General features: G+C 66.9%; 25 protein-coding genes and 1 pseudogene. 14 read left to right on the forward strand and 12 right to left on the reverse strand.

The window, feature by feature from the left end; genetic code table 11:
* Window positions 1-64: 64 nt before the first annotated feature.
* Window positions 65-298, forward strand: coding sequence for a hypothetical protein (locus LDL21_RS11380; protein WP_067638311.1), 234 nt, complete (start codon window positions 65-67; stop codon window positions 296-298).
* Window positions 299-358: 60 nt separating this feature from the next.
* A complete protein-coding gene (locus LDL21_RS11385; protein WP_225279964.1) occupies window positions 359-1,552 on the forward strand; it encodes a site-specific integrase in 1,194 nt (397 codons plus the stop codon).
* Window positions 1,553-1,682: 130 nt separating this feature from the next.
* Here LDL21_RS11385 and LDL21_RS11390 read toward each other — a convergent pair whose 3' ends face one another.
* The 4 genes and pseudogenes from LDL21_RS11390 to LDL21_RS11405 all read right to left on the reverse strand — a co-directional run bounded on the left by LDL21_RS11390 (window position 1,683) and on the right by LDL21_RS11405 (window position 4,498).
* Entirely contained in the window at window positions 1,683-2,042 is a 360-nt protein-coding gene (locus tag LDL21_RS11390; RefSeq protein WP_225279965.1) for a DUF3703 domain-containing protein, read from the reverse strand.
* Window positions 2,043-2,113: 71 nt separating this feature from the next.
* The gene (locus tag LDL21_RS11395) at window positions 2,114-2,734 is read right to left on the reverse strand and encodes a helix-turn-helix transcriptional regulator (protein ID WP_225279966.1); all 621 of its coding nucleotides are present in this window, start codon (window positions 2,732-2,734) and stop codon (window positions 2,114-2,116) included.
* 215 nt (window positions 2,735-2,949) lie between these two features.
* Window positions 2,950-3,102: pseudogene (locus LDL21_RS30160) on the reverse strand (alpha/beta fold hydrolase); the annotation flags it as partial.
* A 34-nt stretch (window positions 3,103-3,136) separates the two neighbouring features.
* Complete coding sequence (locus LDL21_RS11405) at window positions 3,137-4,498, reverse strand: aminotransferase-like domain-containing protein (RefSeq protein ID WP_225279967.1); 1,362 nt, start codon at window positions 4,496-4,498, stop codon at window positions 3,137-3,139.
* A 121-nt stretch (window positions 4,499-4,619) separates the two neighbouring features.
* Between LDL21_RS11405 and LDL21_RS11410 the strand changes: the two genes are divergently transcribed.
* The 6 genes from LDL21_RS11410 to LDL21_RS11435 are packed head-to-tail and all read left to right on the forward strand — an operon-like array spanning window position 4,620 to window position 12,225.
* Window positions 4,620-5,462: a nitrilase-related carbon-nitrogen hydrolase gene (locus tag LDL21_RS11410; RefSeq protein ID WP_225280338.1), complete on the forward strand. Its 843-nt coding sequence runs from the start codon at window positions 4,620-4,622 to the stop codon at window positions 5,460-5,462.
* Between the two features lie 16 nt (window positions 5,463-5,478).
* The gene (gene hydA / locus LDL21_RS11415) at window positions 5,479-6,900 is read left to right on the forward strand and encodes a dihydropyrimidinase (protein WP_225279968.1); all 1,422 of its coding nucleotides are present in this window, start codon (window positions 5,479-5,481) and stop codon (window positions 6,898-6,900) included.
* 9 nt (window positions 6,901-6,909) lie between these two features.
* Window positions 6,910-7,935 (forward strand): TIGR03842 family LLM class F420-dependent oxidoreductase, encoded by a 1,026-nt coding sequence (locus LDL21_RS11420; RefSeq protein ID WP_225279969.1) that lies wholly within the window; start codon window positions 6,910-6,912, stop codon window positions 7,933-7,935.
* Entirely contained in the window at window positions 7,932-9,248 is a 1,317-nt protein-coding gene (locus LDL21_RS11425; RefSeq protein WP_225279970.1) for an aspartate aminotransferase family protein, read from the forward strand. Before LDL21_RS11420 ends, LDL21_RS11425 begins: the two co-directional genes overlap by 4 nt.
* Window positions 9,249-9,264: 16 nt before the next feature.
* Window positions 9,265-10,758: a CoA-acylating methylmalonate-semialdehyde dehydrogenase gene (locus tag LDL21_RS11430; protein ID WP_225279971.1), complete on the forward strand. Its 1,494-nt coding sequence runs from the start codon at window positions 9,265-9,267 to the stop codon at window positions 10,756-10,758.
* 24 nt (window positions 10,759-10,782) lie between these two features.
* A complete protein-coding gene (locus LDL21_RS11435) occupies window positions 10,783-12,225 on the forward strand; it encodes an NCS1 family nucleobase:cation symporter-1 (RefSeq protein ID WP_225279972.1) in 1,443 nt (480 codons plus the stop codon).
* Window positions 12,226-12,273: 48 nt separating this feature from the next.
* On the opposite strand, the gene LDL21_RS11440 is transcribed toward LDL21_RS11435, so the two are convergent.
* Window positions 12,274-12,756, reverse strand: coding sequence for a nitroreductase family deazaflavin-dependent oxidoreductase (locus LDL21_RS11440; RefSeq protein ID WP_225279973.1), 483 nt, complete (start codon window positions 12,754-12,756; stop codon window positions 12,274-12,276).
* A gap of 278 nt (window positions 12,757-13,034) precedes the next feature.
* On the opposite strand from LDL21_RS11440, the gene LDL21_RS11445 reads away from it, so the two are divergent.
* Window positions 13,035-14,354 (forward strand): family 1 glycosylhydrolase, encoded by a 1,320-nt coding sequence (locus LDL21_RS11445; RefSeq protein WP_225279974.1) that lies wholly within the window; start codon window positions 13,035-13,037, stop codon window positions 14,352-14,354.
* Between the two features lie 37 nt (window positions 14,355-14,391).
* Window positions 14,392-15,117, forward strand: a complete 726-nt coding sequence (locus LDL21_RS11450; RefSeq protein ID WP_067638282.1) for a TetR/AcrR family transcriptional regulator — start codon at window positions 14,392-14,394, stop codon at window positions 15,115-15,117.
* Window positions 15,118-15,124: 7 nt separating this feature from the next.
* Here LDL21_RS11450 and LDL21_RS11455 read toward each other — a convergent pair whose 3' ends face one another.
* The 3 genes from LDL21_RS11455 to LDL21_RS11465 form a co-directional block, all read right to left on the reverse strand.
* Window positions 15,125-16,123 (reverse strand): AurF N-oxygenase family protein, encoded by a 999-nt coding sequence (locus LDL21_RS11455; RefSeq protein ID WP_181696011.1) that lies wholly within the window; start codon window positions 16,121-16,123, stop codon window positions 15,125-15,127.
* Between the two features lie 531 nt (window positions 16,124-16,654).
* Window positions 16,655-17,122 carry a hypothetical protein gene (locus LDL21_RS11460; protein WP_225279975.1) on the reverse strand — a complete coding sequence of 156 codons (468 nt, stop codon included), beginning with the start codon at window positions 17,120-17,122 and terminating at the stop codon, window positions 16,655-16,657.
* Window positions 17,123-17,129: 7 nt separating this feature from the next.
* The gene (locus LDL21_RS11465; protein ID WP_225279976.1) at window positions 17,130-18,542 is read right to left on the reverse strand and encodes an NsdA family TPR-like regulatory protein; all 1,413 of its coding nucleotides are present in this window, start codon (window positions 18,540-18,542) and stop codon (window positions 17,130-17,132) included.
* A gap of 425 nt (window positions 18,543-18,967) precedes the next feature.
* On the opposite strand from LDL21_RS11465, the gene LDL21_RS11470 reads away from it, so the two are divergent.
* The 3 genes from LDL21_RS11470 to LDL21_RS11480 all read left to right on the forward strand — a co-directional run bounded on the left by LDL21_RS11470 (window position 18,968) and on the right by LDL21_RS11480 (window position 20,367).
* The gene (locus LDL21_RS11470) at window positions 18,968-19,198 is read left to right on the forward strand and encodes a helix-turn-helix domain-containing protein (protein WP_225279977.1); all 231 of its coding nucleotides are present in this window, start codon (window positions 18,968-18,970) and stop codon (window positions 19,196-19,198) included.
* A complete protein-coding gene (locus LDL21_RS11475) occupies window positions 19,195-19,569 on the forward strand; it encodes a hypothetical protein (protein WP_225279978.1) in 375 nt (124 codons plus the stop codon). Before LDL21_RS11470 ends, LDL21_RS11475 begins: the two co-directional genes overlap by 4 nt.
* Before the next feature lie 312 nt (window positions 19,570-19,881).
* Window positions 19,882-20,367 carry a hypothetical protein gene (locus tag LDL21_RS11480; RefSeq protein ID WP_225279979.1) on the forward strand — a complete coding sequence of 162 codons (486 nt, stop codon included), beginning with the start codon at window positions 19,882-19,884 and terminating at the stop codon, window positions 20,365-20,367.
* A gap of 564 nt (window positions 20,368-20,931) precedes the next feature.
* On the opposite strand, the gene LDL21_RS11485 is transcribed toward LDL21_RS11480, so the two are convergent.
* Window positions 20,932-21,522, reverse strand: coding sequence for a hypothetical protein (locus LDL21_RS11485; RefSeq protein ID WP_225279980.1), 591 nt, complete (start codon window positions 21,520-21,522; stop codon window positions 20,932-20,934).
* Between the two features lie 148 nt (window positions 21,523-21,670).
* Window positions 21,671-22,378, reverse strand: a complete 708-nt coding sequence (locus LDL21_RS11490) for a MerR family transcriptional regulator (protein ID WP_225279981.1) — start codon at window positions 22,376-22,378, stop codon at window positions 21,671-21,673.
* Window positions 22,379-22,479: 101 nt separating this feature from the next.
* On the opposite strand from LDL21_RS11490, the gene LDL21_RS11495 reads away from it, so the two are divergent.
* A complete protein-coding gene (locus LDL21_RS11495; RefSeq protein ID WP_225279982.1) occupies window positions 22,480-24,204 on the forward strand; it encodes a GMC oxidoreductase in 1,725 nt (574 codons plus the stop codon).
* A gap of 60 nt (window positions 24,205-24,264) precedes the next feature.
* Here LDL21_RS11495 and LDL21_RS11500 read toward each other — a convergent pair whose 3' ends face one another.
* Together LDL21_RS11500 and LDL21_RS11505 are read right to left on the reverse strand one after the other, a co-directional pair.
* Complete coding sequence (locus LDL21_RS11500; RefSeq protein WP_225279983.1) at window positions 24,265-25,152, reverse strand: DUF5995 family protein; 888 nt, start codon at window positions 25,150-25,152, stop codon at window positions 24,265-24,267.
* 161 nt (window positions 25,153-25,313) lie between these two features.
* Window positions 25,314-26,069 carry a DUF8017 domain-containing protein gene (locus tag LDL21_RS11505; protein ID WP_225279984.1) on the reverse strand — a complete coding sequence of 252 codons (756 nt, stop codon included), beginning with the start codon at window positions 26,067-26,069 and terminating at the stop codon, window positions 25,314-25,316.
* Window positions 26,070-26,471 lie beyond the last annotated feature (402 nt).

A 26,471-nucleotide genomic window follows, 5' to 3' on the forward strand; every position in this document is an offset into this window, starting at 1 on the left:
CTGTTATCACTCCGTGGCCCATCGTGTTGGCAACGGCCGTGACCACAACGTTATTGTTCGAGTCATGGTACGTACCGGAGCAGAGCAGACAGAACCGGACGAACCGAATGTTCCTCTCCCCCAGCAGCATCCGGCACGTCTCGAACTAGTCGGCGATACCGACACCCCCGAACCCGCGGCATCGGCGGACGACGGGTTCCCTCGCCTCGGCGACACCAGCTTCCTCACCGGCGCGGCCAAGCACCGCCTCGCCGCGTTCATCCACACCAAGCTCGCCGAACTCGAGGAACTGCCCTGACCCGGATTAAGCTGGGCGCGCCGTAGATCAGCGGCGACGACGCGGGCGAGGAGGGCTGCGGTGAGCGAGGCGGTCGTGCTACCCGAACGGGTCCGCACCGAACTACGCCGCGGGGTCCGTAGCGTCCTGATCGACACCGCCGCACTACGGCTCGTCGGTGAACGTTTCGACGACGACCAAGCGGGCGCGCTGCGCCGCTATCTCGAGGCGTCGCAGTCGGCCAACACGCTGCGCGCCTACCGCACCGACTGGATCGCGTGGGCGGGCTGGTGCGCGGGCGAACACCGCCAGGCGCTGCCCGCCGACCCCCTGGACGTGGCGGTGTATCTGGCCGCGGCCGCCGACGCCCGCCGCGACAACGGCACGTGGGCGTTCAGCCCCGCCACCCTCGACCGCAAATCCGCCGCTATCGCCGCCGTGCACGCGGCCAACGGTTTGCCGTCCCCGACGAGGTCCGACGTCGTGCGCCTCACCCTGCGTGGCATCCGGCGCACCCGCCGCACCCCACCGACCCGCAAACGCCCGGTCCTGCTGCACACCCTCGAACAGCTCCTCGCCGAACTCCCCGCCCCCGGCTGGCCGACCGAACCGGCCCGCCGCCGCGACGCCCTCGCCCTGCTGGTGGGTTTCGCCGGTGCCCTGCGGCGCAGCGAACTGGCCGCCCTGCGCATCGGCGATGTCCAGGTACGCACCGATCACCACACCGGTGAACCACTGCTGATCGTGCACCTGCCGACCACCAAAACCGACCCGACCGGCGCGAGCGAACAGCGTGTCGCCCTGCCACGCGGCAAACACCCGCACACCTGCCCCGTCTGCGCCTTCGCCGACTGGGTTCAGCTCCTCGAAAACCATTCCAACACAGCGGATCTTCGCGCTTGGGTCACCGCGAACCCGATCACCGACACCACCATCCACCGCTGCCACGGCTTCACCGGAACCACCCTGAGCAGCGACCCCCACCGCCCCTTGTTCCCCACTGTCAACCGACACGGCACCATCTCCCCCACCGCCCTGTCCGGCCGAGCCGTCGCCGAACTGGTCAAACGCTACGCCGCCCGCGCAGGCCTCGACCCCGACCTGTTCTCCGGCCACTCCCTACGCGCCGGTTTCGCCACCCAAGCAGCCCTCGGCGGCGCCAGCGATCGCGAAATCATGCGCCAGGGCCGCTGGTCCAACCCCCGCACCGTCCACGGCTACATCCGCACCGCCAACCCCCTCGAAGACAACGCCGTCACCAAACTCGGCCTCTGACACGCGGCGGTTCGCGGGGTCGCGTTCTCCTCGATCGTGCCGTGGTGCCCGCCGTCGGATGCTTCGGTTCGGGACCGAATGCGGCAGGAGGTTCGCGTCGGCGCCGCTCACGACAACGGCGGGGTCTTCGTCATCGTGCGGCGGTGGCACCCGCGGCCAGTATGGCAAGGAGATCGTCAGGGATCGGCATGGGCGTGAAGGGGCCGACATCGGACCTACCGTTGTTGCCGAGCGGCGCACGGCCGGTCGCGGACGCGATGCCGCCGAACGCGAGTCGGAGCACCTGGCCGACGACTTCATGACGGTCGCGGCAGCGGATAGCGAGTCGGAGCATCTCCCAATGTGCGCGAGTGTGCGGCCATGCCCACTCCTGCGAAAGGATGTGTGCCCGTTCGAGCGCGTGCCACATCTCGTCGACATCAGTGGTCACGCGTGCGCGGTCCAGTTCGGCTTCGAACGCGGATCGGACGCCGGCGGGCATGGGGGACATGGGACCTCCTGGGTTGTCGTGTCTCCCCACAGCGTTGCAGGGGATGCCGGGCGCCCGCTTGAACAAAGCTGCTACGGGCAACCGAGCTCGTCGACCAACCGCAGCTGCCCGTATTGCGTCGGGGCCGCGCCGAACATGCTGTGGCAGACGCGGTTCAGATGGGCGCTGTCGGCGAAGCCTGCACCGTGTGCCGCCTCGGTGAGGGTCCGTCCCGCGGCGAAGAGCCGCATCGCGTGCTGCATCCGAAGCCAACGCACGTACGCCCGGAACGGAAGGCCCACCTCCGCCGAGAACAGGTGTGCCAGTCGGCTCTCCGACAACCCCACCCGCTGGGCGAGATCACCGAGCCGAACGGGGCCGTCGGCGAGCAGCGCGGGCAAGTCGGCCAAGGAACGGCGAACTGCCGGGTGCCAGGCGCTCCGGTCGGGCTCGACCGCGCCGGCGACAAGGGCCGCCATACCCATCGGGCCGGAGCTGAACATCGCCCCGTGACGCACCCAGACATCGACCGTATCCCCGGGTTCAGGGCACAGCATGGTCGCCACCGCCGCTTCGGGCGCCAGATGGATCAAGGTGGCCGAGGCAGTGCCCTCGACCACTCGGTGGCTGGTGTTCGGGGGAATCACCGCCGCCCGGCAGCTCGCGGTAGCTCCCTGTGCGTCACCGATACAGAACGCGGAGTCGCTCTTCATGATCTGGATTGTGTGGTGCGCATGAAGCGCCGTGGTTCCGAACTCGCCCGTCAGTACCATCAGCCCGGGCCGCAGCAGCATTGTCCCGGTCCAACCGGTCGCGCCGGTCACGTGTTCTGCCCGGGAGCGGCCCGCCGGGCTGGGCCACCGACCGCGCGGTGCGTCGAAGACTGCATGGTCGAAGTATCGCAATGCCGCCCCACCGGTAGTCCCAGTGTGCCCCAGTCGTGGCCGACGAGCACCACCCTGTCCAACCCCATCGCCTCGAGCCAGGCGTCCAGGTATCGCGCATGGTCGTCGAAGCTGTAGTCGATCGTCGGCTTCCCCGACTCGCCCATGCCGATCAGGTCCGGGGCGAGCAGCCGCCCTGCCCCGACTCACCCAGAACGATGGGCAAACCCCTCAACGCCCGGTATGCAACGAGAAGTACTCCGACTGCCGCGGTGGCTGGGCGGCGGTGGCCAGGATTCGTGCCACGTCGTCGATGCCGTCGCGCAGTGGCGCCACGGTCACGCGCACCGCCTGCGGCTGACCCGCCTCCTCACCCACCATGAACGGACCACCCGGCGCCACCCGAATACCGTTGGCCGCCAGGTGAACCAGCGCGGAGCGTTCATCTGCCACCGGCACCCAGGCATTGAGCCCGTCCCCCTCGGCGACCACCACTCCGTGCTTGCTCAAAGCATCCGTGAGCGCGCGGCGCCGATCGGCGTAATCCGTCCGCGCTTGCGACACAGTGCGATTCGCGGTGTCGTCACGCAGGAGTTCGTACAGCAGACGTTGCAGGATGCGCGGTGTCCAGCCGGGGCCGAGCATGCGGGTGGCGACGATGCGGTCGATCACCTCCTCGGGGCCCGAGAGGGCGGCGATGCGCAGGTCGGGGCCGTGGGATTTGGAGAAACTTCGCACATGCAGCACCTGGTCGGGCAACCAGCGGCCGAGGCTGATGTCGGGGGCGGCGACGATCGCACCGGAATGGTCGTCCTCGACGACCATGCACCGATGCTCGCTGCGACCGAGGATCTTGGCGAGTGTCTCTGCCCGCTCGGCGGTCATGGACGCACCGGTCGGATTCTGGGCGCGTGGCTGCAGGACGGCGGCGGCGGGTGCGAGGGCGAGGGCACGTGCCAATTCGTCCGGCAGCACACCGTTTTCGTCCATCGCCACCGGGACGGCCTGCACACCGATGGTGTCGAGGTAGTCGAGGAAATGCGGGAAGGTCGGGTTCTCGACGATCACCCGATCACCGAAGCGCACCACCGCGGCCAGGCTGCGCGCCACCGCGTCCATCGCCCCGTCGACGACGGTCAACCCACCCGACCCCGTCGGCCAGTCGGCCTGCAGCAGCCGACCGAGCTCGGGAACCACCGGTGGCTGGTGGTAGTCGGTGCTCTCGGCGCGCGAGGCCACCTGCGCGAGAAGCGATCCGATCTCGGGGAGCAGGGCGGGATCCGGCGTGCCGAGCGACAGATCCAGGCGCGCGGACTCGGCCCCACCGGTCATCCCACCCGCACGCGTCGGGGCAGCGCGCGGCACCCCGGTGACGAAGGTTCCGCTGCGCCCCTTGGAAACAACCAGCCCGGCCTGAGCCAGCGCCCGCCACCCGTGGCTCACGGTCGCCGGACTCACTCCTAGCTGTGCGGACAGTTCGCGCACCGTGGGGAGCCGATCACCCGGGCGCAGCTCGCCACTGGTGATGAGCCGGGCGATCGCCCCGGCGATCCCGGCGGGCGTCGGATCATCGATCCGGATCTTCTTGTCCACTTTTCCCTCGCCGTCGGCCCCTCGAGATTTACACTTCCCGGCATTGGGTGAAACATTCAAGAAATGTTTAGTGCTGACGATAACATAACCCAAATCCTAGGCAGGAGATCGACCGGTGACGATCATCAAAGCAGCCATCACACAGGCCACCTGGACCGGCGACAAAGAATCGATGCTCGCCAAACATGAGAAGTTCGTCGAGCAGGCAGCCGCCGAAGGCGTTCAGGTGATCTGCTTCCAGGAACTGTTCTACGGGCCGTATTTCGGCAATGTGCAGGACAAGAAGTACTACGAATACGCCGAATCGGTGCCGGGCCCCACCACCGAACGGTTCGCCGCCCTGGCGCGCGAACACAACATCGTGATCGTGCTGCCGGTGTACGAGGAAGACCAGCCAGGTGTCCTCTACAACACCGCCGCCGTGATCGACGCCGACGGCACCTACCTGGGCAAATACCGCAAGCACCACATCCCCCACCTGCCCAGTTTCTGGGAGAAGTTCTACTTCCGCCCCGGCAACCTCGGCTACCCGGTGTTCGACACCGCCGTCGGCAAGATCGGCGTCTACATCTGCTACGACCGCCACTTCCCCGAAGGCTGGCGCGCCCTCGGCCTGGCAGGCGCCGAACTCGTCTTCAACCCCTCGGCGACCAAACCCGGCCTGTCCAACCGGCTCTGGGAACTCGAACAGCCGGCCGCGGCGGCCGCCAATCAGTACTTCATCGCCGCCAACAACCGGATCGGCACCGAGAGCGACGAATTCGGCGACGACGCGGTGACCTTCTACGGCAGCTCCTACTTCGTCGACCCGCGCGGCAATTTCGTCGGCGAGGTCGCTTCCACCGGCACCGAGGAACTGGTGATCCGCGAGATCGACCTCGCCGTGGTGCGCGAGGTGCGTGGCGACTGGCAGTTCTACCGCGACCGCCGCCCCGACTCCTACTCCTCGATCGTGGCGCCCTGAGCCGGAAAGGATCACCGTGGCAACAACATTGATTACCGGCGGCACCGTCGTCTCGGCGACCGGGCGCGGCGCGGCCGATGTGCTCATCGACGGTGAACGCATCGTCGCCCTTCTCGAACCCGGCAGCACCGTCCTCGGCGCGAATCTGACGGAAACGGTCGACCGCGTGATCGACGCGACCGGCAAGTACGTCATCCCCGGCGGCATCGACGCCCACACCCACATGTCGATGCCCTTCGGCGGTACCACCGCCGCCGACACCTTCGAAACCGGCACCCGCGCCGCCGCCTGGGGCGGGACGACCACCATCATCGACTTCGCCGTCCAGAAATTCGGGGAGCGAGTCCAGGACAGCCTGCAGACCTGGCACGACATGGCCGCGGGCGAATGCGCGATCGACTACTCGTTCCACCAGATCATCGGCGACGTCAACGACGAATCCCTGCGAGCCATGCGCGAACTGCCCGGCGAGGGCATCAGCAGCTTCAAACTGTTCATGGCCTACCCCGGCGTGTTCTACAGCGACGACGCCCAGATCCTGCGCGCCATGCAGACCGGCGCCGATACCGGCCTGCTCACCATGATGCACGCCGAGAACGGGCCGGCGATCGACGTGCTCGTCGGCCAGCTGCTCGCCCAGGGCAAGACCGACCCCTATTACCACGGCATCGCCCGCGCCTGGGAACTCGAGGAAGAGGCCACTCACCGGGCGATCATGCTCGCCAAACTCACCGGCGCGCCGCTGTATGTGGTGCACGTGTCGGCCAAGCAGGCCGTCGCCCAGCTCGCGACCGCCCGCGATCGCGGCCAGAACGTCTTCGGCGAGACCTGCCCGCAGTACCTGTACCTGTCGCTGGAGGACCAGCTGGGCGCGCCGGGTTTCGAGGGCGCCAAATGGGTGTGCTCCACGCCGCTGCGTTCCAAGCACGACCACCACCAGGACGAAGCGTGGCAGGCGTTGCGCACCAACGACCTGCAGATGGTGTCCACCGACCACTGCCCCTTCTGCATGAAGGGCCAGAAGGATATGGGCATCGGCGACTTCTCCAAGATTCCCAACGGCATCGGCTCTGTCGAACACCGCATGGATCTCATGTACCAGGGTGTGGTCGACGGCAAGATCAGCCTCGAACGCTGGGTGGAGATCACCGCGACCACCCCCGCGCGGATGTTCGGTCTCTACGGCCGTAAGGGCGTCCTGGCCCCCGGCGCCGAGGCCGACGTGGTGATCTACGACCCCAACGGCCACACCTCCATCGGCGTCGACGCCACCCACCACATGAACATGGACCACTCCGCCTGGGAGGGCTACGAGATCGACGGCCACGTCGACACCGTGCTCTCCCGAGGCAAGGTCGTCGTCGACGACAACACCTACCTCGGCCGCAAAGGCGACGGACGTTTCGTCCGCCGCGACCCCTGTCAATACCTCATCTAGGGAGCCACCATGCAATTCGGAGCGGTCCTGCAGTGCGACCCGCCTGCGGCGCGCACGGTGCACCTGGCCAAACTCGCCGAAGCACACGGCTTCAGCCACCTGTGGACCTTCGACTCCCACATCCTTTGGCAGGAACCGTACGTGCTCTACAGCCAGATCCTCAACGAGACCAAACGCATCACCGTCGGCCCGATGGTCACCAACCCCGCCACCCGCGATTGGACGGTCACCGCCTCCACCTACGCCACCCTCAACGAGGCCTACGGCAACCGCACCATCTGCGGGATCGGCCGCGGCGACTCGGCGGTCCGGGTCGGCGGCGGCAAACCGACCACCCTGGCGACCCTGCGCGAATCCGTCCGCGTCGTCAAGGAACTCGCCAACTCCCGCCCGGTCGAGGTCGACGGACGCGTTCTGCAATTCCCGTGGAGCACGGGCTCGACGCTCGACGTGTGGGTCGCGGCCTACGGGCCCAAAGCTCTCCAGCTCACCGGTGAGGTCGCCGACGGGTTCATCCTCCAGCTCGCCGATCTCGACATCGCCGAGTGGATGATCCGTACCGTCAAGGACGCGGCCGCCGCAGCCGGGCGCGACCCCGACGCGGTCAAGATCTGCGTGGCCGCACCCATGTACATCGGCACCGACTGGGCACACATGCGCGACCAGTGCCGCTGGTTCGGCGGCATGGTCGGCAACCACGTCGCCGACATCGTCACCCGCTACGGCGAAACCGGTTCCGTCCCACCGGCATTGACCGACTACATCGCCGGTCGCGAAGGCTACGACTACAACCAGCACGGCCGAGCGGGCAACACCCACGCCGCCTTCGTCACCGACGACATCGTCGACAGGTTCTGTGTCCTGGGCACCGCCGAGGACCACCTGAAGAAGCTGCAGCGCCTCGCCGAACTCGGTGTCGACCAGTTCGCGGGCTATCTCCAACACGACAACAAGGAGGAGACCATGCGCGTCTACGGCGAAACCGTCATCCCCGGCATGACCAAACACATCACCGCGATGAAGGCGGCATCATGACCGCCGCCGACACCGCGACCGACCTCGACGCCCTGGCCTACCGGCTCGACCGCGACCACGTCTTCCACTCCTGGTCCGCGCAGGCCGCGCTGCAACCACTCGTCATCGCGGGCGGACGCGGCTGCACGCTCTGGGACCACGCCGGCCGCGAATACCTCGACTTGTCCAGCCAGCTCGTCAATGTCAATATCGGCCACCAGCACCCGGCCGTCACCCGAGCGATCGCCGAGCAGGCAGCCCAACTCGCCACCATCTCCCCCGCCACCGCCAACCTCGCCAGAGGACGAGCGGCACAGCGCATCTCAGCGCTCGCACCGGACGGCTTCGACAAGGTGTTCTTCACCAACGGCGGCGCCGACGCCATCGAGAACGCCATCCGGATGGCCCGCCTGCACACCGGCCGCGACAAGGTGCTCTCCACCTACCGCTCCTACCACGGCAACACCGGCGCCGCCGTCGTCGCCACCGGCGACTGGCGGCGCGTACCCAACGAATTCGCCCGCGGGCACGTCCACTTCTTCGGCCCCTACCTGTACCGCAGCGAATTCTGGTCCGCGACAGCCGAACAGGAATGCGAACGCGCACTGCACCACCTGGAACGGGTGATCCAGTGCGAAGGCCCCGCCTCCATCGCGGCCATCCTGCTCGAAAGCGTCCCCGGTACCGCCGGTGTGCTCATCCCACCACCGGGCTACCTCGCTGGTGTGCGTGAGCTCGCCGACCGCTACGGCATCCTGCTCATCCTCGACGAAGTGATGGCAGGCTTCGGCCGCACCGGCGCCTGGTTCGCGTTCTCCCGCCACGATGTCGTCCCCGATCTCATCACCTTCGCCAAGGGCGTGAACTCCGGTTACGTCCCGGTCGGCGGCGTCATCATTTCCGACCCCGTGGCACACACCTTCGACGACACCGTGTTCCCCGGCGGCCTCACCTACAGCGGCCACCCTCTGGCCGCCGCCTCCATCGTCGCCGCACTCGACGCCATGGAATCCGAAGGCATCGTCGCCAACGCCGAGCGCGTCGGCCGCGAAACCCTCGGCCCCGCACTACGAGCCCTCGCCGACGACTTCCCCGTCATCGGCGAAGTACGCGGCGAAGGCGTGTTCTGGGCCCTCGAACTCGTCACCGACCCGCACACCCGAACTCCCGTCCCCGCCGCGACCATGGGCAAGCTCAAAACCAGTCTGCTCGAGCGCGGCGTGCTCCCGTTCATCGCCGACAACCGCCTGCACGTGGTGCCGCCCTGCGTCATCACCGACGCCGAGGCCACGGCGGGCGTCGCCGCGATTCGTGACGTACTCGCCGGACTCTGAAGACAAGGAAACGACCATGACACAGATTCTCGAGCACTGGATCGACGGCAAGGCCTGGCCGGGCGAATCCACCCGCACCGCACCGGTTTTCGACCCCGCCCTCGGCACACCCCAACGTGAGGTGCGCATGGCGACCGCCACCGACGTCGGCACCGCCGTCGCCGCGGCCGCCGCCGCCCTGCCCCAGTGGCGCGACAGTTCGATCGCCACCCGCAGCAGGTTCCTGCTCACCTTCCGGGAACTGCTCAACGCCCGCAAAGACGACCTCGCCCAGATCCTCACCGCCGAACACGGCAAAGTCCTCAGCGACGCGGGCGGGGAGATCGCCCGGGGACTCGAAGTAGTCGAATTCGCCCTCGCCATGCCACAACTGCTCAAAGGCGAGTTCAGCCAGAACGTCTCCACCGACGTCGACGTGTACTCGGTGCGCGAACCGCTCGGGGTGGTCGGGATCATCAGCCCGTTCAACTTCCCCGCCATGGTTCCGCTCTGGTTCTTCCCGATCGCCATCGCCGCGGGCAACACCGTCGTCCTCAAGCCCAGCGAGAAGGACCCCTCGGCCGCCAACTGGCTCGCCGAACTCGCCGCCGAAGCGGGCCTGCCCGCGGGCGTCCTCAATGTGGTCCATGGTGACAAGGAAGCCGTCGACGCCCTGCTCGTCCACCCGGACGTCGCCGCGATCTCCTTCGTCGGCTCCACCCCGATCGCGCGCTACGTCTATCAGACCGCCGCCGCCAACGACAAACGAGTCCAGGCACTCGGCGGGGCCAAGAACCACATGCTCGTGCTGCCCGACGCCGACCTCGACCTCGCCGCCGACGCCGCCGTCAACGCCGGCTTCGGCTCGGCGGGCGAACGCTGCATGGCGGTGAGCGCGCTGCTCGCCGTCGACAGCATCGCCGACGAACTCGTCGCCAAGATCGCCGAACGCATGGGCAAACTGCGCACCGGCGACGGCCGCCGAGGCTGCGACATGGGACCGCTCATCACCCGCGAACACCGCGACAAGGTGGCCGGCTACCTCGACGTGGCCGCCACCGACGGCGCCACCATCGTCGTCGACGGCCGCGAAACCAGCATCGACGGTGCGGCCGAAGGGTTCTGGCTCGGCCCGACCCTGATCGACAACGTCCCGACCAGCTCCGCCGTGTACCAGGACGAGATCTTCGGCCCGGTCCTCTCCGTCGTCCGGGTGAACGGCTTCGAGGAGGGCATCGAACTCATCAACAGCTCCCCCTACGGCAACGGGGTCGCGATCTTCACCAACGACGGTGGGGCCGCACGGCAATTCCAGCGCCGGGTCACCGTCGGCATGATCGGCATCAACGTCCCCATCCCGGTGCCCGTCGCCTACCACAGCTTCGGCGGCCACAAAGCGTCGATCTTCGGTGACGCGAAAGCCTATGGACCGCAGGGCTTCTCGTTCTTCACCCAGGAGAAGGCGATCACGTCGCGCTGGCTCGATCCGAGCCACGGCGGCATCAACCTCGGGTTCCCCCAGCACAGTTAGCAGTAGAAGTAGAGAGATAGTGCGATGACAGAAACACAGGTCCACGCGCCCGAGGGCGCGGGACGACACTCGCAGCTGGTCAACGACGACTTGGCGCCCACTACCAAGGAGACGGCGACCTGGCGCACCTGGGACCTGTTCTGTCTCTGGATGACCTCGGCCCACAGCATCGCCAGCTACGGCTTCGCCGTCGGCATGCTCGCCCTCGGCATGACCGGCTGGCAGACCATGCTCGCCCTGTTCGCCGGTGTGCTGATGCTGTGGCTCGGGAGCAACCTCGTCGGTGTCGCGGGTCAGAAGGTCGGGGTCCCGTTTCCGGTCTTCGCCCGCGCCACCTTCGGCGTGTTCGGCGCCAACATCCCCGCCCTGCTCCGCGCGCTCGTCGCGATCTTCTGGTACGGCATCCAGACCTATCTGGCCTCCACCGCGGTGATCGTGCTGATCCTGCGGGTGTCGCCAGGTCTCGAGTCGTGGACGAAACCCAGCTTCCTCGGACTGTCCGCGCTCGGCTGGATCGCGTTCCTCGTACTGTGGACCGTGCAGCTCATGATCATCAGCTACGGCATGGAGATCGTGCGCAAGGCCTCCGACTTCGCCGGACCGGTCGTGTGGATCGGCATGATCGCCCTCGCCGTGTGGATCATGAGCGAAGCCGACTGGAGCATCGACCTCAATGCCCGTGCGGGTGAAGCACTCTCGAGCGGACAGACGGTGTCGGCGTTCATCGGGGTCGCGTTCCTGATGGTCGCGTTCATGGCCGGACCACTCGTGAACTACGCCGACTTCGCCCGATTCTCACCCAGTCAGAAGGCCATCCGGCGCGGCAACGCCTGGGGCATACCCTTCAACGAGACCGCGTTCGTCGTCATCTCGATCATCATTTCCCTCGCGACCCTGAAGGTGTACGGGGAAGTTCTGTCCGACCCGGTCGAGCTCGTCGCCCACATCGACAACGACGCGATCGTCATCGTCTCGGCCGTGCTGTTCGCCATCGCGACCGTCGGCATCAACGTGGTGCTCAACTTCGTCTCCCCCGCCTACGACATCTCCAACGCCGCACCGAAGTACATCTCGTTCCGCACCGGCGGCATCATCACCGCCGTCCTGTCGATCGTCGTACTGCCCTGGAAGCTGTGGGCCAACCAGGACTTCATCGTCTACTTCCTCGGCGGTGTCGGTGCCCTGATGGGGCCGGTGTTCGGCATCCTGGTCGTCGACTACTACCTGGTTCGCAAACAGCGCACCGACGTGCCCGAGCTCTATTCCGGCGCGACCGACGGCACCTACTTCTACACCCGCGGATTCAACCCGCGAGCGCTCATCGCACTGCTCATCGCGGGTGCGGTCAGCGTCGTCGTAGCTCTTGTCCCCGATTCCGCCTCGGTCACGGCGCTGTCATGGCCCGTCGGCGCGGCACTCGGTGCGGCCGTCATGTACGGCCTGAGCCGCAAACCCGCGCAAGTCTGAACCCGCGACTGTGCCCCGGCGACAACGACTGTCGCCGGGGCACAGTCGTCAGACGATCCGGTCGAGCCGGAAGATCCGGAACTCACGCCCGCCGGCGAGCTGATACTCCATCTCGTAACCAGGCCAGAACTCCACGACCTGATCCCACACCTGCTTACGTTCCACCCCGGTGATCTCCGCGACCGACACAGGGAACGCCGTACTGCCGTTGAACCGCACCGATGCCGTGCGCGCGGCACGCAGATTCGCCGACCAGGCCGGATGCTCGGGCTTGCCCCAGTTGGAACCGACGAGGAAGAAGCCGTCGCCGTCGGGCACACACAGCAGCGAGGTCGTGCGCGGCACACCGGACTTGCGGCCGACCACGGTCACCTCGATCGACGGCAAGCCGGCCAGGTCGAGGACACCCCAACGCCCACCGGAGAACCGGCGAAGCAACCGCTCGGCGGGCAACACGATACTCGCCCCCCGCATCACCCAGGCTTGTGCTCCGAACACGCGCGCCACACGGGGCAAGGGATTCCACACCATCCCCGAATCCTGGCTCGAGCGCGCTGGATTAACGAACCCACAAGGTGTGCTTGAGAGGCATTTCACTCCCCGTCCTTGCTAGTGGTTTGGTCGTGGGCACATGTATCGGAGGTGAGTTGTGGGTTGGAAAGACTGGGCTGATATAATTAGATGCGCATATCTGCGTAACCGAATGTAATAAATGGACGTTCGCCTTACTGCCGCAATTCCGGACTACCGCTCGTCGATGCCGCACACTGGACTCTCCTCCCCCTCCCATTCCAGCCGCCAGGAGTGCCATGCCCTCCCCCAGTCGCCGCAGGATCCTCGCCACGATCGCCGTTGTCTTCGCCGCGCTCGCGGGAAGCACCTCCCCCACTACCGCCCGACCACCGGCATCCACCCAGTTGGCACCGATGAGCCCCGACTTCCTCTGGGGTGTAGCCGCTTCCGGGTTCCAGGCCGAAGGCGACGCACCGGACAGCAACTGGCGCCGCTACGCGGAGTCCGGCAGCACCGAGCATCCGTACCTGAACTCGGTCGACTTCCGCCAGCGGTTCCGATCGGATATCGCACTCGCGGCCGACCTCGGCGTGCGCGTGTACCGCATCGGCATCGAGTGGGCGCGGGTGCAGCCTCGCCCCGGCATCTGGGACGAGGCAGGTCTAGGGTTCTACGACGAGGTCGTCGGCGCGATCGTCGCGGCGGGCATGCGACCGATGCTCACCCTCGATCACTGGGTCTATCCCGGCTGGGTGGCGGATCGCGGCGGCTGGCGCGATCCGCGCATCGTGGCCGACTGGCTGACCAACGCGCGAAGCATCGTCGACCGCTTCGCCCACACGGACCCGCTGTGGGTGACGTTCAACGAGCCGATGGTGTATCTGGCCAACGAACTACGCCACGGCGGGCTCTCCCCCACTGACGCACCGACTATGGTCGACCGAATCGCACAGGCCCACAACAGCATCCACGAGTACATCCACGCTGTGCAGCCGGGTGCCATGGTCACCAGCAATGTCGCCCACCTGCCGGCCGTCGACGACGCGGTCAACGGCCCGCTGCTGGATCGCATCTCGGCGCGCCTGGACTACATCGGAATCGACTACTACTACAGCTTCTCCCCCGCCGAACCGCGCATCCCCGACCCCGGCAAACTCTGGACCATGCCCCTGCACCCCGAGGGCATCTACTACGTTCTCGAGCACTACGCCCGCAAGTTCCCCGGCCGCCCGCTCTACATCGTCGAGAACGGGATGCCCACCGAGAATGGGCTGCCACGCCCCGACGGCTACACCCGCGCCGATTCGCTGCGCGACACCGTGTACTGGCTGCAGCGCGCCGTGGCCGACGGCATCCCACTGCTCGGCTACAACTACTGGAGCCTCACCGACAATTACGAATGGGGTTCCTACACACCACGATTCGGTCTCTACACCGTCGACGTACTGACCGACCCCACACTCACCCGCAAACCCACCGACGCTGTCGCGGCCTACCGGCAGATCACCGCCGCGGGCGGTGTCGGCGATGACTACCACCCGACGCAAGCGCCTGCGCCCTGTTCGGTGGTGAACGGGGTGGCGAGTTGCACCGATCCGGTGACAGTCCCTCGGTAACAGTTCGATACCGGATCGTGTGCTTTACACTCAGGCGGTGTCGAGCGCAACGTCACGACCAGCCCGCGCCGTGAGCGGCAGACAAGCCCGGTGGCAGCCGCACAACGACAGCCGCCGGGAACGGATCGTGCAGGCTGCGATCGAATTGATCGAGCAGGCGCCGCCGGGTGTCGAGGTGCCGATCGTCCAGATCGCCGAACACGCCGGGCTCGCGAAATCCGTTGTGTACCGGCAGTTCGCGGGCCGCGACGAACTCGACCGGCGCATCCGCAGCGATATCACCGACCGGTTCGTCGGCGATATCGAGGACGCGCTCGACATCGGCGACGGTTCCATCCACCAGATCCTCGTTCGCACGGTCGATGCCGTCGTCACGTGGGTCACCGAGCATCCACGACTGCACGAATTCCTGCGCACCGGGCCGTCGGAGGCCGATCCGGACGTCGACGCCATGAGTTCGCTCATCGCGACACTCGCCGCGTCGACCCGCGCGCTGGTCACCGGACTGGCCGGAGTGGTCGGCGTGGCCGACGACGGCTCGGCCGATGCGATGACCTTCGCGATCGTCTCGATGACCGAGGCGACGGTCACCCGCTGGGCCAACGACCCCGCCCCGGTCCTGTCGAGACAGCAGCTGATCGAGGAGGTCGCCTCCTATGCCTGGCACGTGGTCGACGGCGTCGCCCGGCGCCACGGGCTCACCCTCGACGCCGAACAACCCCTCACCACGGTCATCACCCAGCTGATGACCAACGGCGACTGAGGGCTGCTCACGCAGCCCTGCGGGCACTCCGCTCCGGCTCGCTGCGGTAGCGCGACAGCGGCCCGTCGATGCCGAGCGCCTTCCACACCTGCTTGGCGATCGGGTTCATCATGCCCAGATCGTCGGCCAGCTTCCGGACGTCGGCGAAGTAGCCCGCCAGGACGTGCTGCGAGTGCTCGGACTTCCAGAAGGCCTCCCGGATGACCTCACGCGGGATGTCGAACTGCGTGGCGAACGAACGGGGCGGGGCCATGATCTCCCCGGCCAGCCAGCGCATCGCGATCGGGAACGCCACCGAACACACGCCACGGTTGAACTTGCCCATCCGCCCGATGTGCGCGGCGAGGAAGTCATGGGCGAAGGAGATGTGGCGCGCTTCCTCGGCGATGTGGATCTCCATGGTGCGCACCACCATCGGCGGCAGGTTCGCGCCCGCCCGCAGCATGGCCTTCTGATAGTGGTCGATCGGTTCCTCGCCGCCGAGGATGCCGATGAACAGGATCGTGTGCGCGTAGCCGCCCGCCACGCCGATGAACGGCGAGAGTGCCTTGAACAAGGGCCGCATGCCCGGTACATCCACACCGATGCGGTTCACCAGTTCCTGGAACATCTGGATGTGGTTGCACTCTTCGGTCATCTCGTGCAAGCAGTACCGGAACTCGGGAGAGCCGTTCGGCAGCTTCATGATGTACTGCATCATCCCGCGGATCAGGATGCTCTCGAATGCGGCGCCGACCCTGATCGCGTTCGCGGTGCGCCACTTGCCGATCTCGATCTGCCGCTCCAGCGGCTGCTCGCGATACCACTGCGTGGCACCGAGCGGATCGTATTCGGACGACAACACCCAGCGCGGGTCGTTCGGGTCGAGAGCCAGCTCAGGCGAATCCCAGTCGATATCGAGGTAGGGATCGAAATGCCGGTCGACGGACCCTTGAGACAGGGTCGCCAGGGCATCGCGGTATTCCTCGCTGATGAGTCCGCCACGGCTCGATTCGGTCAGCGTCATCGGTGCCTCCTCGGTTCGCGTCGATGCGCACGGCAGTGTCAACCGTCACATCGTCGAACTCAGAGTAACTGAGACTTAAGGTCCCACACAACCCCCGTCGCCCTCCGGGAACAGCGACCCATCGTCCTCCAAAACCTCCCCAGGCCGTCACAGCCGGAGTCTCCTACGACGCATCCGTTGCACTCCGCGATCGCGGTGCACTTGTCGGCATCAAATGGATGTAAGTACGCAGCGTCACTGCCGCGTCCTCGTGGCCCAAGTAGTCCGCCGACTCCCGCACCGAAACACGACCAGCTAACTGCTGGCTCGCATACAGATGGCGCAGCGCGTCCGCGGCGCTTGGGAGCGCACCCCTCCCCCGTCGCCCACCCCGCTGGCACCCCCTCGTGCCAGGCCAAGTCCTCGTCGGCACCGTCGCCTGCGTCGCCGTCCCGACCGGCTACACCGCACCTGGGCATGCCGACGACGCGACGCTGTCATCTACTGGCCCCCGGTCACCGACGCATGCGATCACCCACGGACAGCGCGGGGCTAATCCCGTTCGGCGCCGACCGGCCACACGACATCGACGGGGACACCGTGCTCGCGTGCAAGCGCGACCACCGTTCCAGTTCCAGCACGCTGCCCGTCCAGCCCGTCCCACACCGCGATCATCCGGTCGACCTCCAACAGTACCGCGTTGGCTGCCTCGTAGGCTTCTCTTCCAGCGGTGTCGAAGTCCATGACCCGAACGGTCGCAGCGCGAGCGATCAGCGCATCAAACTGCGGCAAGTGGTCGGGCTTCACCTTCGCCTCCCGGTAGTCCCGTGAGGGCAGCACCACTTCCAGTTGGCCACCTGCTGCCAAGACCACTTCGGCAAATACCGAGTCGGCGCCGCGTGCAATGCATGAAACCCCAACCAAATCCGGTGCGCCGGTGATCAGGTTGGTGATTGCGTCCCTCACCAGTTCTGTGGTGGCAGGTGTGATGTTCATGTGTCCGGTGACGCTGATCCTCATTCCCTCATCATGCCGGGGATGGCAAGAGGGGATGCAGCATGTCGAGGAGTTCTCGGGCGGGGCGGTTGGTGCCGCATTCCCCTGCCCGCTGATAGACCTCGGCGACCTTCGCTTGCACGCGGTGCGAACTGGTTTTGCCGACGTCGTTGAGGGCGGCTTCCCCGAGGCGTTTCGCTTCCGCGTATTCGCCTTGGATGAGACGTGCTTCGGCGATGCCGAGCCGGTCTAGTGCGCTCGAGCGCCAGCGTTCAGGGCGTCGTTGGGCGATGGCGGTGGTGATTGATTCGGCAGCTTCGTCCGCGTATGCGGGTTCTGTTCTGGCAAGTTCGAGGAGGCGTCCACCGAGGGTGCCGGACAGTTCGGCGGCATCGAAGTACGCCAACCAGTACGGGTCGTCGGCGGGGCGTGCTTCGGTGAATGCGGCGCGGGCGTTGTCGGCGGCACGGTGGAACGCGGTCGGGCGGCCGAGCTTCGCGTACGCCCACGCTTCCCGGGTGTGCAGCAGCGCGCGTGTAATTGGTGTGATGGAGCGGCCGACAATGTCCTGGGCGAGGCGGACAAGTTCGAGAGCATCGTTGGCTCGGGCGTAGGTGTAGGCGATTCGGTCGACGCCGAGGCCTTCGGGTTCAAGAGTGAGCATTTGGCGGGCCAGCCCTGCCAGCCCGTTGGCGAACAGTGCGGCATCGCCGGCTTCTCGTGCGGACCGGATCGACAGCATGTAGTAACCCTGCGCGGTGTGCTGGTCGCCGGAGTCCCAGGACATGGTGGCCGCGGTTTCGGCGAGCAGTGCCCGGATGTGGCCGAGGCGTTGCCGCACGGCTTGGTTGTTAGCTACGGCGATCATGTCGTTCACTTCGGAGAGCTGTCCGACAACAGCTTTGCGACGCAGCCCGCCACCGAACTTTTCGTCCCATTCCCGGAACAGGCGGGCGGCGTTTTCGAGTTCATCGAGTTCCTGCGCGCCGCTGCCAGTGATGATCGGCGCGGGCGTGTTGGTGCCGCGCTGCCGCCGCAGCCAGCGTTCCAGTGGTTCGAGCAGGTAGGTGCCGACGACCACCCCAAACAGGGTTGACGCTGCTTCGCGGCGATCCACGAGAAGGTCCTTCCGTGCGAGGTCGTCGGCGACGTCCTCGCAGGGCAGTTTCCAGATGGCGGGGTCGTCATCGACTTCGAGGGTGCCGGGCGTGACGGCCCGCTTAATTTGCAGTTTGCGGAATTCCGCTCGCTGCGACGGGGTCGCCGCGGCGAGGACATCATTCATTCGTTCGGCGTACTCGGGACGGAGCGTGATCGTTTCTCCACGCGTGCACCACTTCTTGATGGTGTTGATGTGGATGCCAGCGCGGACGGAGAAGCGTTCGTGCGACAGTTTGAGCGCGTCACGCAGGTCTGCTGCGTCTGCTCCTGTCCAGACATTCATAGCGGTCTCCTGGCCACGTTGTAAGTGCTGGTGTACCAGCGTGTACCGAGCGTGTACCGGAACGCGGTTCGCGTGTACTTGCGTGGTCTTCCGGGGGAACTCGTGTCACGCCAGGGTTGGAAATGCGGAGGACGTCAGTTCGACCTTCATCACTGACGTCACCCGCTTTCCGATCTGCTACCTCTCACTCTAGGTGGTCCAATGCTGACTGGCCGCACCATATTTCGAACAACTAGTGATCCAATGCTGCTGATATGCACCGTCGACCCAGGCGTGATGACCGCACAGCAAGCGCACCGCGCGATGCAGGTCCATCTCGAATGTGATGTCGCCACGTGCCGTTGCCGCCGCCGTGCCCGCACAACGTTGGTCGAGCTGAAACGGATGGTGCTCGACGAGCGCGCTGATCGTGTGGAGTCGCGGCGATGACGTTGACCCGTTGCCAGGACTGGATTCTGCAGAGCCTGTGCGCTGTGGTGCGGCAGTCCCCTGTCACGGCCGCCGACCTCGCCGGGCAGTTGCATCACCGGTCCCAGACCACGGAAACCTATCTGCGGCAGCTCGAGGACATGGGTCTGGTTCGGCCGCACCAGGTTTCAGGTGAGGTCGGTTGGCGCCCGTCCAGTGACGGGCTGTTGGTCGGGACTGTGCTGTGACCGAGGGGATCGTGCTCGAGGGGATCGCGATCGGATACCTCCGCACCGATGTGTCCGGTGATTCTTTCGAGCTGCATCAGGCGGCGATCGAGCACCTGGCCAAACGGTGGGGTTACGACGTGAAGGAAATTGTCCTCGCCGACGAGCGAACCCGTGAACCCATCGAGTACCTGAAAGCCATCGCCCGCATCTCCAAGGCGGATGCCGTGTTCACCCTGTCGGCCCGCCATTTCGACGGTTGCACCGTCCCCGCTGACTTGATCGCGATCTGTGACGTCGTCACGGTCGCGGACAAACAAACGTTCGCGCGACAAATCCCGTTGCCGTTCGGCGCCCAAAGCGTAAACCCACCAAACAAGGAGACGAAGTGACGAAGTCCCTCGCACAGCGCGGCAACTCGGATGCCAGTGGCGTTGCCCAGTTCCAGGGTTTCGAGGGTTTGTACGGCACAAGCCCCCGAGAGAGCGGTACGCATTCCCTGCACAGCTCGGGCTGCGCCCAGGAGCCCACCTCGACTCCCCCGGTGCTTCCGTCACACGAATGCCGAGGTGATGGTGACCCCCCGAGACCCTTCCCACCCCCGGGTCTCGGGGTTGCTGCCTCTATCCCCCAAACACAATCCCAGTGGATACGATGATCCAAGCACGAACCGACCTCGCCACCACTCGCGAAAGGTTCACACCATGGGCGAAGACCGGCCCTGGTCAGAGATCGAACTGCGCCGCCTGGCGAAACAACAGCGCTCGCCCGAATTCCGGGCGTGGCTGGACCGCGAGCCGGAAGACCTCGCCCAGCTCATCACCTTGGTCCCGGCCCTGGCCGAACTGGACGACCCCTGGACCGTCGAAGGATTGGCAAGGATCGAGGATGCGGCCTTGGCCAAGTTCCCGAACCCCGGTGAGAAGGCCACCGACGACGAGATGGCGTACCTGTCGCTGTGCGCCCGCGGCATCGGCCACACCTACCTGCGCGCCATGGGCGTCGGGAAATGGGTATGGGTACAGATCCTGCAAGGCAATCCGATCGGCGCCGCGCTCGAGTTTCCCGGCATCGGCGTGTACATCGATCCTGAAGGGTCGATCCGCCACGTCATCTTCGACCGGGAACCCCACAGTCTCGCGCGACAGCTGGACACTCTCCTCACCTGGAATACACCCGCCTATCAGTAGCCCTATCGGGGTGGGCGATGACTAATCCCATCCCCGAGCCGCCCCGCGACGTCGTCCCCGCACCGACCGGGGACTCACCGAAGCCGGCGACCGCGGACACCAGGCGTACGTGATGGCCAAGATCGCGGGAGCGGCCACTCAGGTATCACTCACCGCGCAGCAGCTCGCGCATATCCGCTCCCCCGAGTCGTGGGAGCGTGCAGTCGAGTTGTGGGGCGATGCGAAGATGTCGCCCGACATGCTGGCCGACGGTCACCACGCATCCACAGCCGCACGCCGGAACAGGGATGGCGGCAGGAGTACCGGCAACAGGTCCCCGGGCATCGTGACCGACAGCACGACAGCGCGAAAGATGTGGACCAGGCAGGGCGCGAAGTTGTCATCGCCGCTACCGAGTACATGGCCGGTGGGGTCCGGACGACAAGGGCCTCGAGCAGCTGGCGAAGGAACGTGCGCTGCTCAAATCGGGCATCACCCGCGACGTGTCTGAGTACGTCGTTCGTGCGGCGCGTCCACCAGCGTCAGGTCCCCCGTGTGCGGCGCGTCCGAATCGAGAGCGATGATCTATTCGACCAGCAGAACAACCAGTTGACGGGCCAGTTCCGCATCTGCGGGGCCGCCGCGCCAGATCAGCGGGCGACGGGGATCGAGGCGGTCCAGCGCATCGGGCAGGGAGCTGAACACGCGCTCGGCGCGGACGACGCACACCTGGGGCATGTCCTCCGACACGGCGGGTCCGCCGTCCACCTCCAAGGCGATCGAACCGGTCGAGGCATCTCCGGCGACAGCATCGCGGACCACCGCGTCGCCGCTGCTCGCCGCGCCGGAGCCGTGCACCACGGCATGACCCGGCGCACCGGCCCAATGGTCGAGCCACGCCGGACCTGGCTCGACGGCGGCGAGTACGGTGCGCACACTCATTCCGTAGAGCACATCGGCCACGGCGGCGGGCAGGCCCGTGGTGTCGACCAGCCGCACCAGCGAACCCTGCTCGCGCAGCCGTTCGACGAAGCGGGCGAGTACGGCGGCGCGTTCGGCCGGGTCGTCGTCGGCCGGGCGACCCGCCGAGCGACGAACCGTCACCCGTCGCGCGTCGTCGGGTAGGTCCAGCAGCCCGTCGCGGACGCGGCGCAAGATCTCCTCGCGAGAATTCACTCGGGCACTCCCCGTTCGGCGGCGGTACCGGTGGGCCCGCCGTTCACACATCTCTCACCCCACATACCGCAGGAATCACCTCCTTCGCTACCGTACCGACCGGTCCCTCTGGAGTAGCGACGGCGCCACGTGGGGAAAGTCATGCCGATCAGCCGACCGGGGGTGAGCCCGCCGTCTCGCGGCGCGCCTCGGCCGCCTCCTCGGCGGCCCGGTTCACCTCGGCGGCCAGCGTGGCGCCACCGACCTCCCAGGCCATGGCGAGCAGGCGTTCCCGGAAGCGGGTCAGGTCGACGCCGAGGTCTTCGCCGGCGTAGCCGCCCGACGCGTCGCGGACCGCGCGGACCACCTCGTCGGCCAGCGCGCCCATCCGCGAGCGGATCATGGTGCGCAGTTCGCCGCTGAGCGGAATGTCGATACCGACGTCGTAGAGCACGAGGGCGCCCTTGAGCATCGGGCGATCCGGTACGTACCACCGTTCGCCGCGGCGCTCCAGATAACCGACGGCGATCAGTTCGGTCAGCACGTCCGAGCCGCGGTCGCCGAGGAGGGCGGCGAGTTCGGCGTCGTCGATCTCCGCGCTGCGTTGCGCGGCCTGGGCCGAACGCGGGTCGAACAGCGTGCGCCAGTCGCCGCTGGTCGGTTCGGCGTCGAAGACCTCACGGATGGCGTCGAGCCGCAATCCGCGGCCCTGCATGGCGACGATGTCGCGCAATCGGTCCAGATGCTCGTCGGAATACACCACTTCCTTGCCTGCGCGCCCGGGCTTGGGTAGGACGCCTAGCGAGTGGTAATAGCGGATCGTGCGCGCCGCGACGCCGCTGGCGTCGGCGAGTTCCGCGCGGGTGTATCGAGGCACGCGACCAGCATAGGGGCCGAGCCTCGGGCGGACTTTGACAGTGCTGGCTGTCGGCGTTAGCGTTACCGGCGTCACTGTCGACACCATCGAGGAGCTCTTCTATGTCCGAGCGAACCACCGACTTCGACGTCTTGATCGTCGGTTCCGGATTCGGCGGCAGTGTCACCGCGCTGCGACTGGTGGAGAAGGGCTACAAGGTCGGCGTGCTGGAGGCGGGCCGCCGCTTCGCCGACGACGAACTGCCGAAAACCAGCTGGGACCTGCGTAAATTCGTGTGGGCACCCAAGCTCGGCTGCTACGGCATCCAGCGCATCCACCCGCTGCGCGACGTGCTCATCCTCGGCGGCGCCGGTGTCGGCGGGGGTTCGCTGAACTACGCCAACACCCTCTACGTTCCGCCGGAGCCGTTCTTCCAGGACGCGCAGTGGCGCGACATCACCGACTGGCGAGCCGAGCTCACTCCGTACTACGAGCGCGCCAAGAAGATGCTCGGCGTGGTGCAGAACCCGCACATGACGCCCGCCGACGAGATCTTCAAGGCCGTCGCCGAGGACATGGGCGTGGGTGACACCTTCGTCCAGACGCCGGTCGGTGTCTTCTTCGGTGAGCCGGGCAAGACCGTCGCCGATCCGTACTTCGGCGGGGCAGGCCCCGAGCGCACCGGCTGCATCGAATGCGGTGACTGCATGGTCGGCTGCAAGTTCGGCGCCAAGAACACGCTGGTGAAGAACTACCTCTATCTCGCGGAAAAGGCGGGCGCGCAGGTCATCCCGATGACCACCGTGTCGGCACTGCGTCCGCTGCCCGACGGCACGTGGGACGTGGCCACCGAGCGCACCGGCGCCTGGGTACGCAAGAACCCCAAGACCTACACCGCCAAGCAGGTGGTGCTCGCCGCGGGCACGCTCGGCACCCAGAAGCTGCTGCACGCGATGCGCGACGAGGGCGCGCTGCCCAAGATCTCCGATCGGCTCGGCCTGCTCACCCGCACCAACTCCGAGTCCATCGTCGGCGCGGCGACCAAGACGCTCGCGCCCGGCCAGGACTTCACCAAGGGTGTCGCGATCACGTCCTCGATCCACCCCACCCCTGACACCCATGTCGAACCGGTCCGCTACGGCAAGGGCTCCAACTCGATGGGCATGCTGCAGACGCTGATGGTCGACGGCGGCGGGCGCGTGCCGAGGTGGCTGCGGTTCCTGTGGCTGGTGATCACCCATCCGCTCACCTTCTTCGGGTTCATGAGCGTGCGGAACTGGAGCGAGCGCACCATCATCTCGCTGGTCATGCAGCACCTGGACAACTCCATCACCACCTACACCAAGCGCGGGCTGTTCGGGCGCAAGCTCACGTCCAAACAGGGCCACGGGCAACCGAATCCGACGTGGATCCCGGCGGGCAACGAGGTGACCCGCCGCGTGGCGGACAAGATCGGCGGCGTCGCCGGCGGCACCTGGGGCGATGTGTTCAATGTGCCGATGACGGCGCACTTCCTGGGTGGTGCGGCGATCGGCGCCGACCCGCAGCACGGCGTGATCGACGCCTACCACCGCGTATTCGGCTACCCGACGCTCAGCGTTGTCGACGGTGCGGCCGTCTCGGCCAATCTCGGGGTGAACCCGTCGCTGACGATTACCGCGCAGGCCGAGCGCGCGGCCGCCTACTGGCCCAACAAGGGTGAGGTCGACACCCGGCCCGAGCAGGACGCGGGATACCGGCGGATCGAACCGGTCGCACCGAAGCAGCCGGTGGTCCCCGCAGGTGCGCCCGCCGCGCTGATCTTGCCGATCGTCGAGATCCGCAACCCGGAGAAGACTGCGGGCTGACGACCGAAACAAAGCCCCGGACAATCGGTTCGCACCGAAGGTCCGGGGCCTTTGTTCGTTTCAGAGGGCGTTGATGCGCGCCAGCGCCTCGAACGCCAGATCGGCCGCCTGCCACAGCGCGGCGACCTCGGCCCGGATCGTGGGCGCCAGCGCGGGGTCCTGGAGTGCGAGTCCGTTGCTGAAGATCACCACGTTCGCGCCGAGGTCGGCGGCGATCAGCATCTGCTCGGTGGCCACGCCCGCGCCGAACAGCTGATCGAGGCCCTCCCCCACGAAATAGAACCGCCACAGCGGCCCGAGGTCGGCACCGTAGACGGCTTTGGTCCGGTCGACGATCACGTCGCCGACCGAGGCGATGCCTGCGACGATCTTGAAATAGTCCGGTGCGTGCTCGGGACGACTCCCGACGGCGGCCACCGAATACGTCAGGTCGACGGTCAGGTGCGCGTTGTATCCGGCCATCGCCGTGCGTGCCCGCGAGGCGCCGCAGTCCTTGGCGAGGGCGAAATAGTGGGCCCACTGCGGTTCGACGACGCCGCCGGAGAATTCGGCGTGCAGATTGTCGAGGAAACGACGCAGCAGCTCGAGACTGATCGAGTGCGCGTATTCGCGGTCGAGGAAGGCCGCCGGATCACGTTGCATCGGCATCACGGCGGTGGATTCCACGCCGTCGAGGCCGATCGCGAACAGCCCACGCAGATCCCGGTGCTCGACAAGGATCTCGGTGATTCGGTGGTGCCGGTCGACGGCGTCCTCCAGCCGGGCCAGGGTATCGCCGCCTGCGATCTCGGAAGTGTCCGAGAGCCGGGCGATCTCGCCGATATCGGCCGGCGAGAGGGTTGATCCGCACGCGGTGTCGGTCACCGCGCCGGCCGGTCCCGCGACCAACCCGGGCAGAGCCATGATCCCGACCGCGACAGCCGCGACTATTCCACTCCCGATACGCATCCTGCGATTCCACCACCTCCCGCCCCGATCCGCTGTGCGACGCACCCGGATCGACAGGCCCGCCGAGGCGGGCAGGTGCCAAGGAGATCCGAGCGGAACCGGCTGAACAGCAGGCCGTTCGGTGGCGGGTTAGCTGCGGCAGCCCACGTGTTGGAGGGCCGTCAGATCAGGCGGATGCTCGCGATCATCTTCTTGGCGTCGTCGGCGGACAGTTCGCCGGTGGTGCCCCGGTCGACCAGGATCGCCATGACCATCGGCAGACCCGCCGCCTTCTCGAAGGCAAAGGTGTACACCGAGTACGTGGTCGTGGTGCAGCCCGGTCGCGCCGGTGTCCACGAACCCGAGCTCTCGACGAACTGTCCGGCCAAGCCGCTCTTGGTGGTGAGCGAAGTGGGGGCGGTGATCTTGCCACCTGTCGAATCGGAGTAGCCGCCCTCGGCCGCGATCCTGGCCGCGGTGGTCGCGGCCTCAGGCAGTGTGTTCTCCGTACTGAGGGCGATCCCCGCGAGTCCTCGATAGGCCGAACCGGGGCAGTAGTTCTCGCCTTCGTAGGCCTTTCCGGTACCCGCGAACATTCCGCTCAGACCGAGGATCACCACCGAGTCCGACTCCGAGGCGATCTGCCAACTCGGCGGGACGTCGTAAGCGATGCGCTCGTCAGCGAGCAGCACACCCTTCCAACCCGGCGTCACCGGTGCGGTGCTGGTACCGGTGGGCGGGACCGTCTGCGTGGTCGTCGTCGGTGCGGCAACCGCCTGCTCGTCGTTGCCGCCGGTTCCGATGACCACGGCGGTCACGAGCACCACCGCGAGCACCACGACAACCGCCCCGATCCCGATCAGCAGACCGGCATTACCCTTTCGCGGCGGCTGCGCGTACCCATACGTCTGCCCGTGCTGCGGAAACGGCAAGGACATGCTGGGCCCGAGCCCCTGCTGCGGAATTCCTTGCTGCGAGTTGGGTATTCCGTACCCACCCGGCTGCCCATAACCCTGCGGCGCCCCAGGGTACCCCTCCGACCCCGGCAGCATTCCCGGCTGCGGGCCCGGCATTGCCCGGTAGAGCACAGGCTGCTGGAATGCCCCGGACCCCTGCTGTCCGGATGCCTGCGGGGAGGCCTCCGATCCCTGCGGCGTACCGGGCTGTGGAAACGCACCCGACCCCTGCGGCACACTCGATTGAGGGAAGACACCCAGGCCATGCGGTTGCTGAAACGGCACAGGCCCCTGTGGAGCGAGGATCGTCGGATCCCCGTGCGGTGGTTGCGGAATCGCGGGCTGAGAAGTAGACCCGGACGACGCCGGATCCTCGCCCGGCGC

This window comes from Nocardia rosealba, assembly GCF_020216065.1.
Classification (GTDB): Bacteria; Actinomycetota; Actinomycetes; order Mycobacteriales; family Mycobacteriaceae; genus Nocardia; species Nocardia rosealba.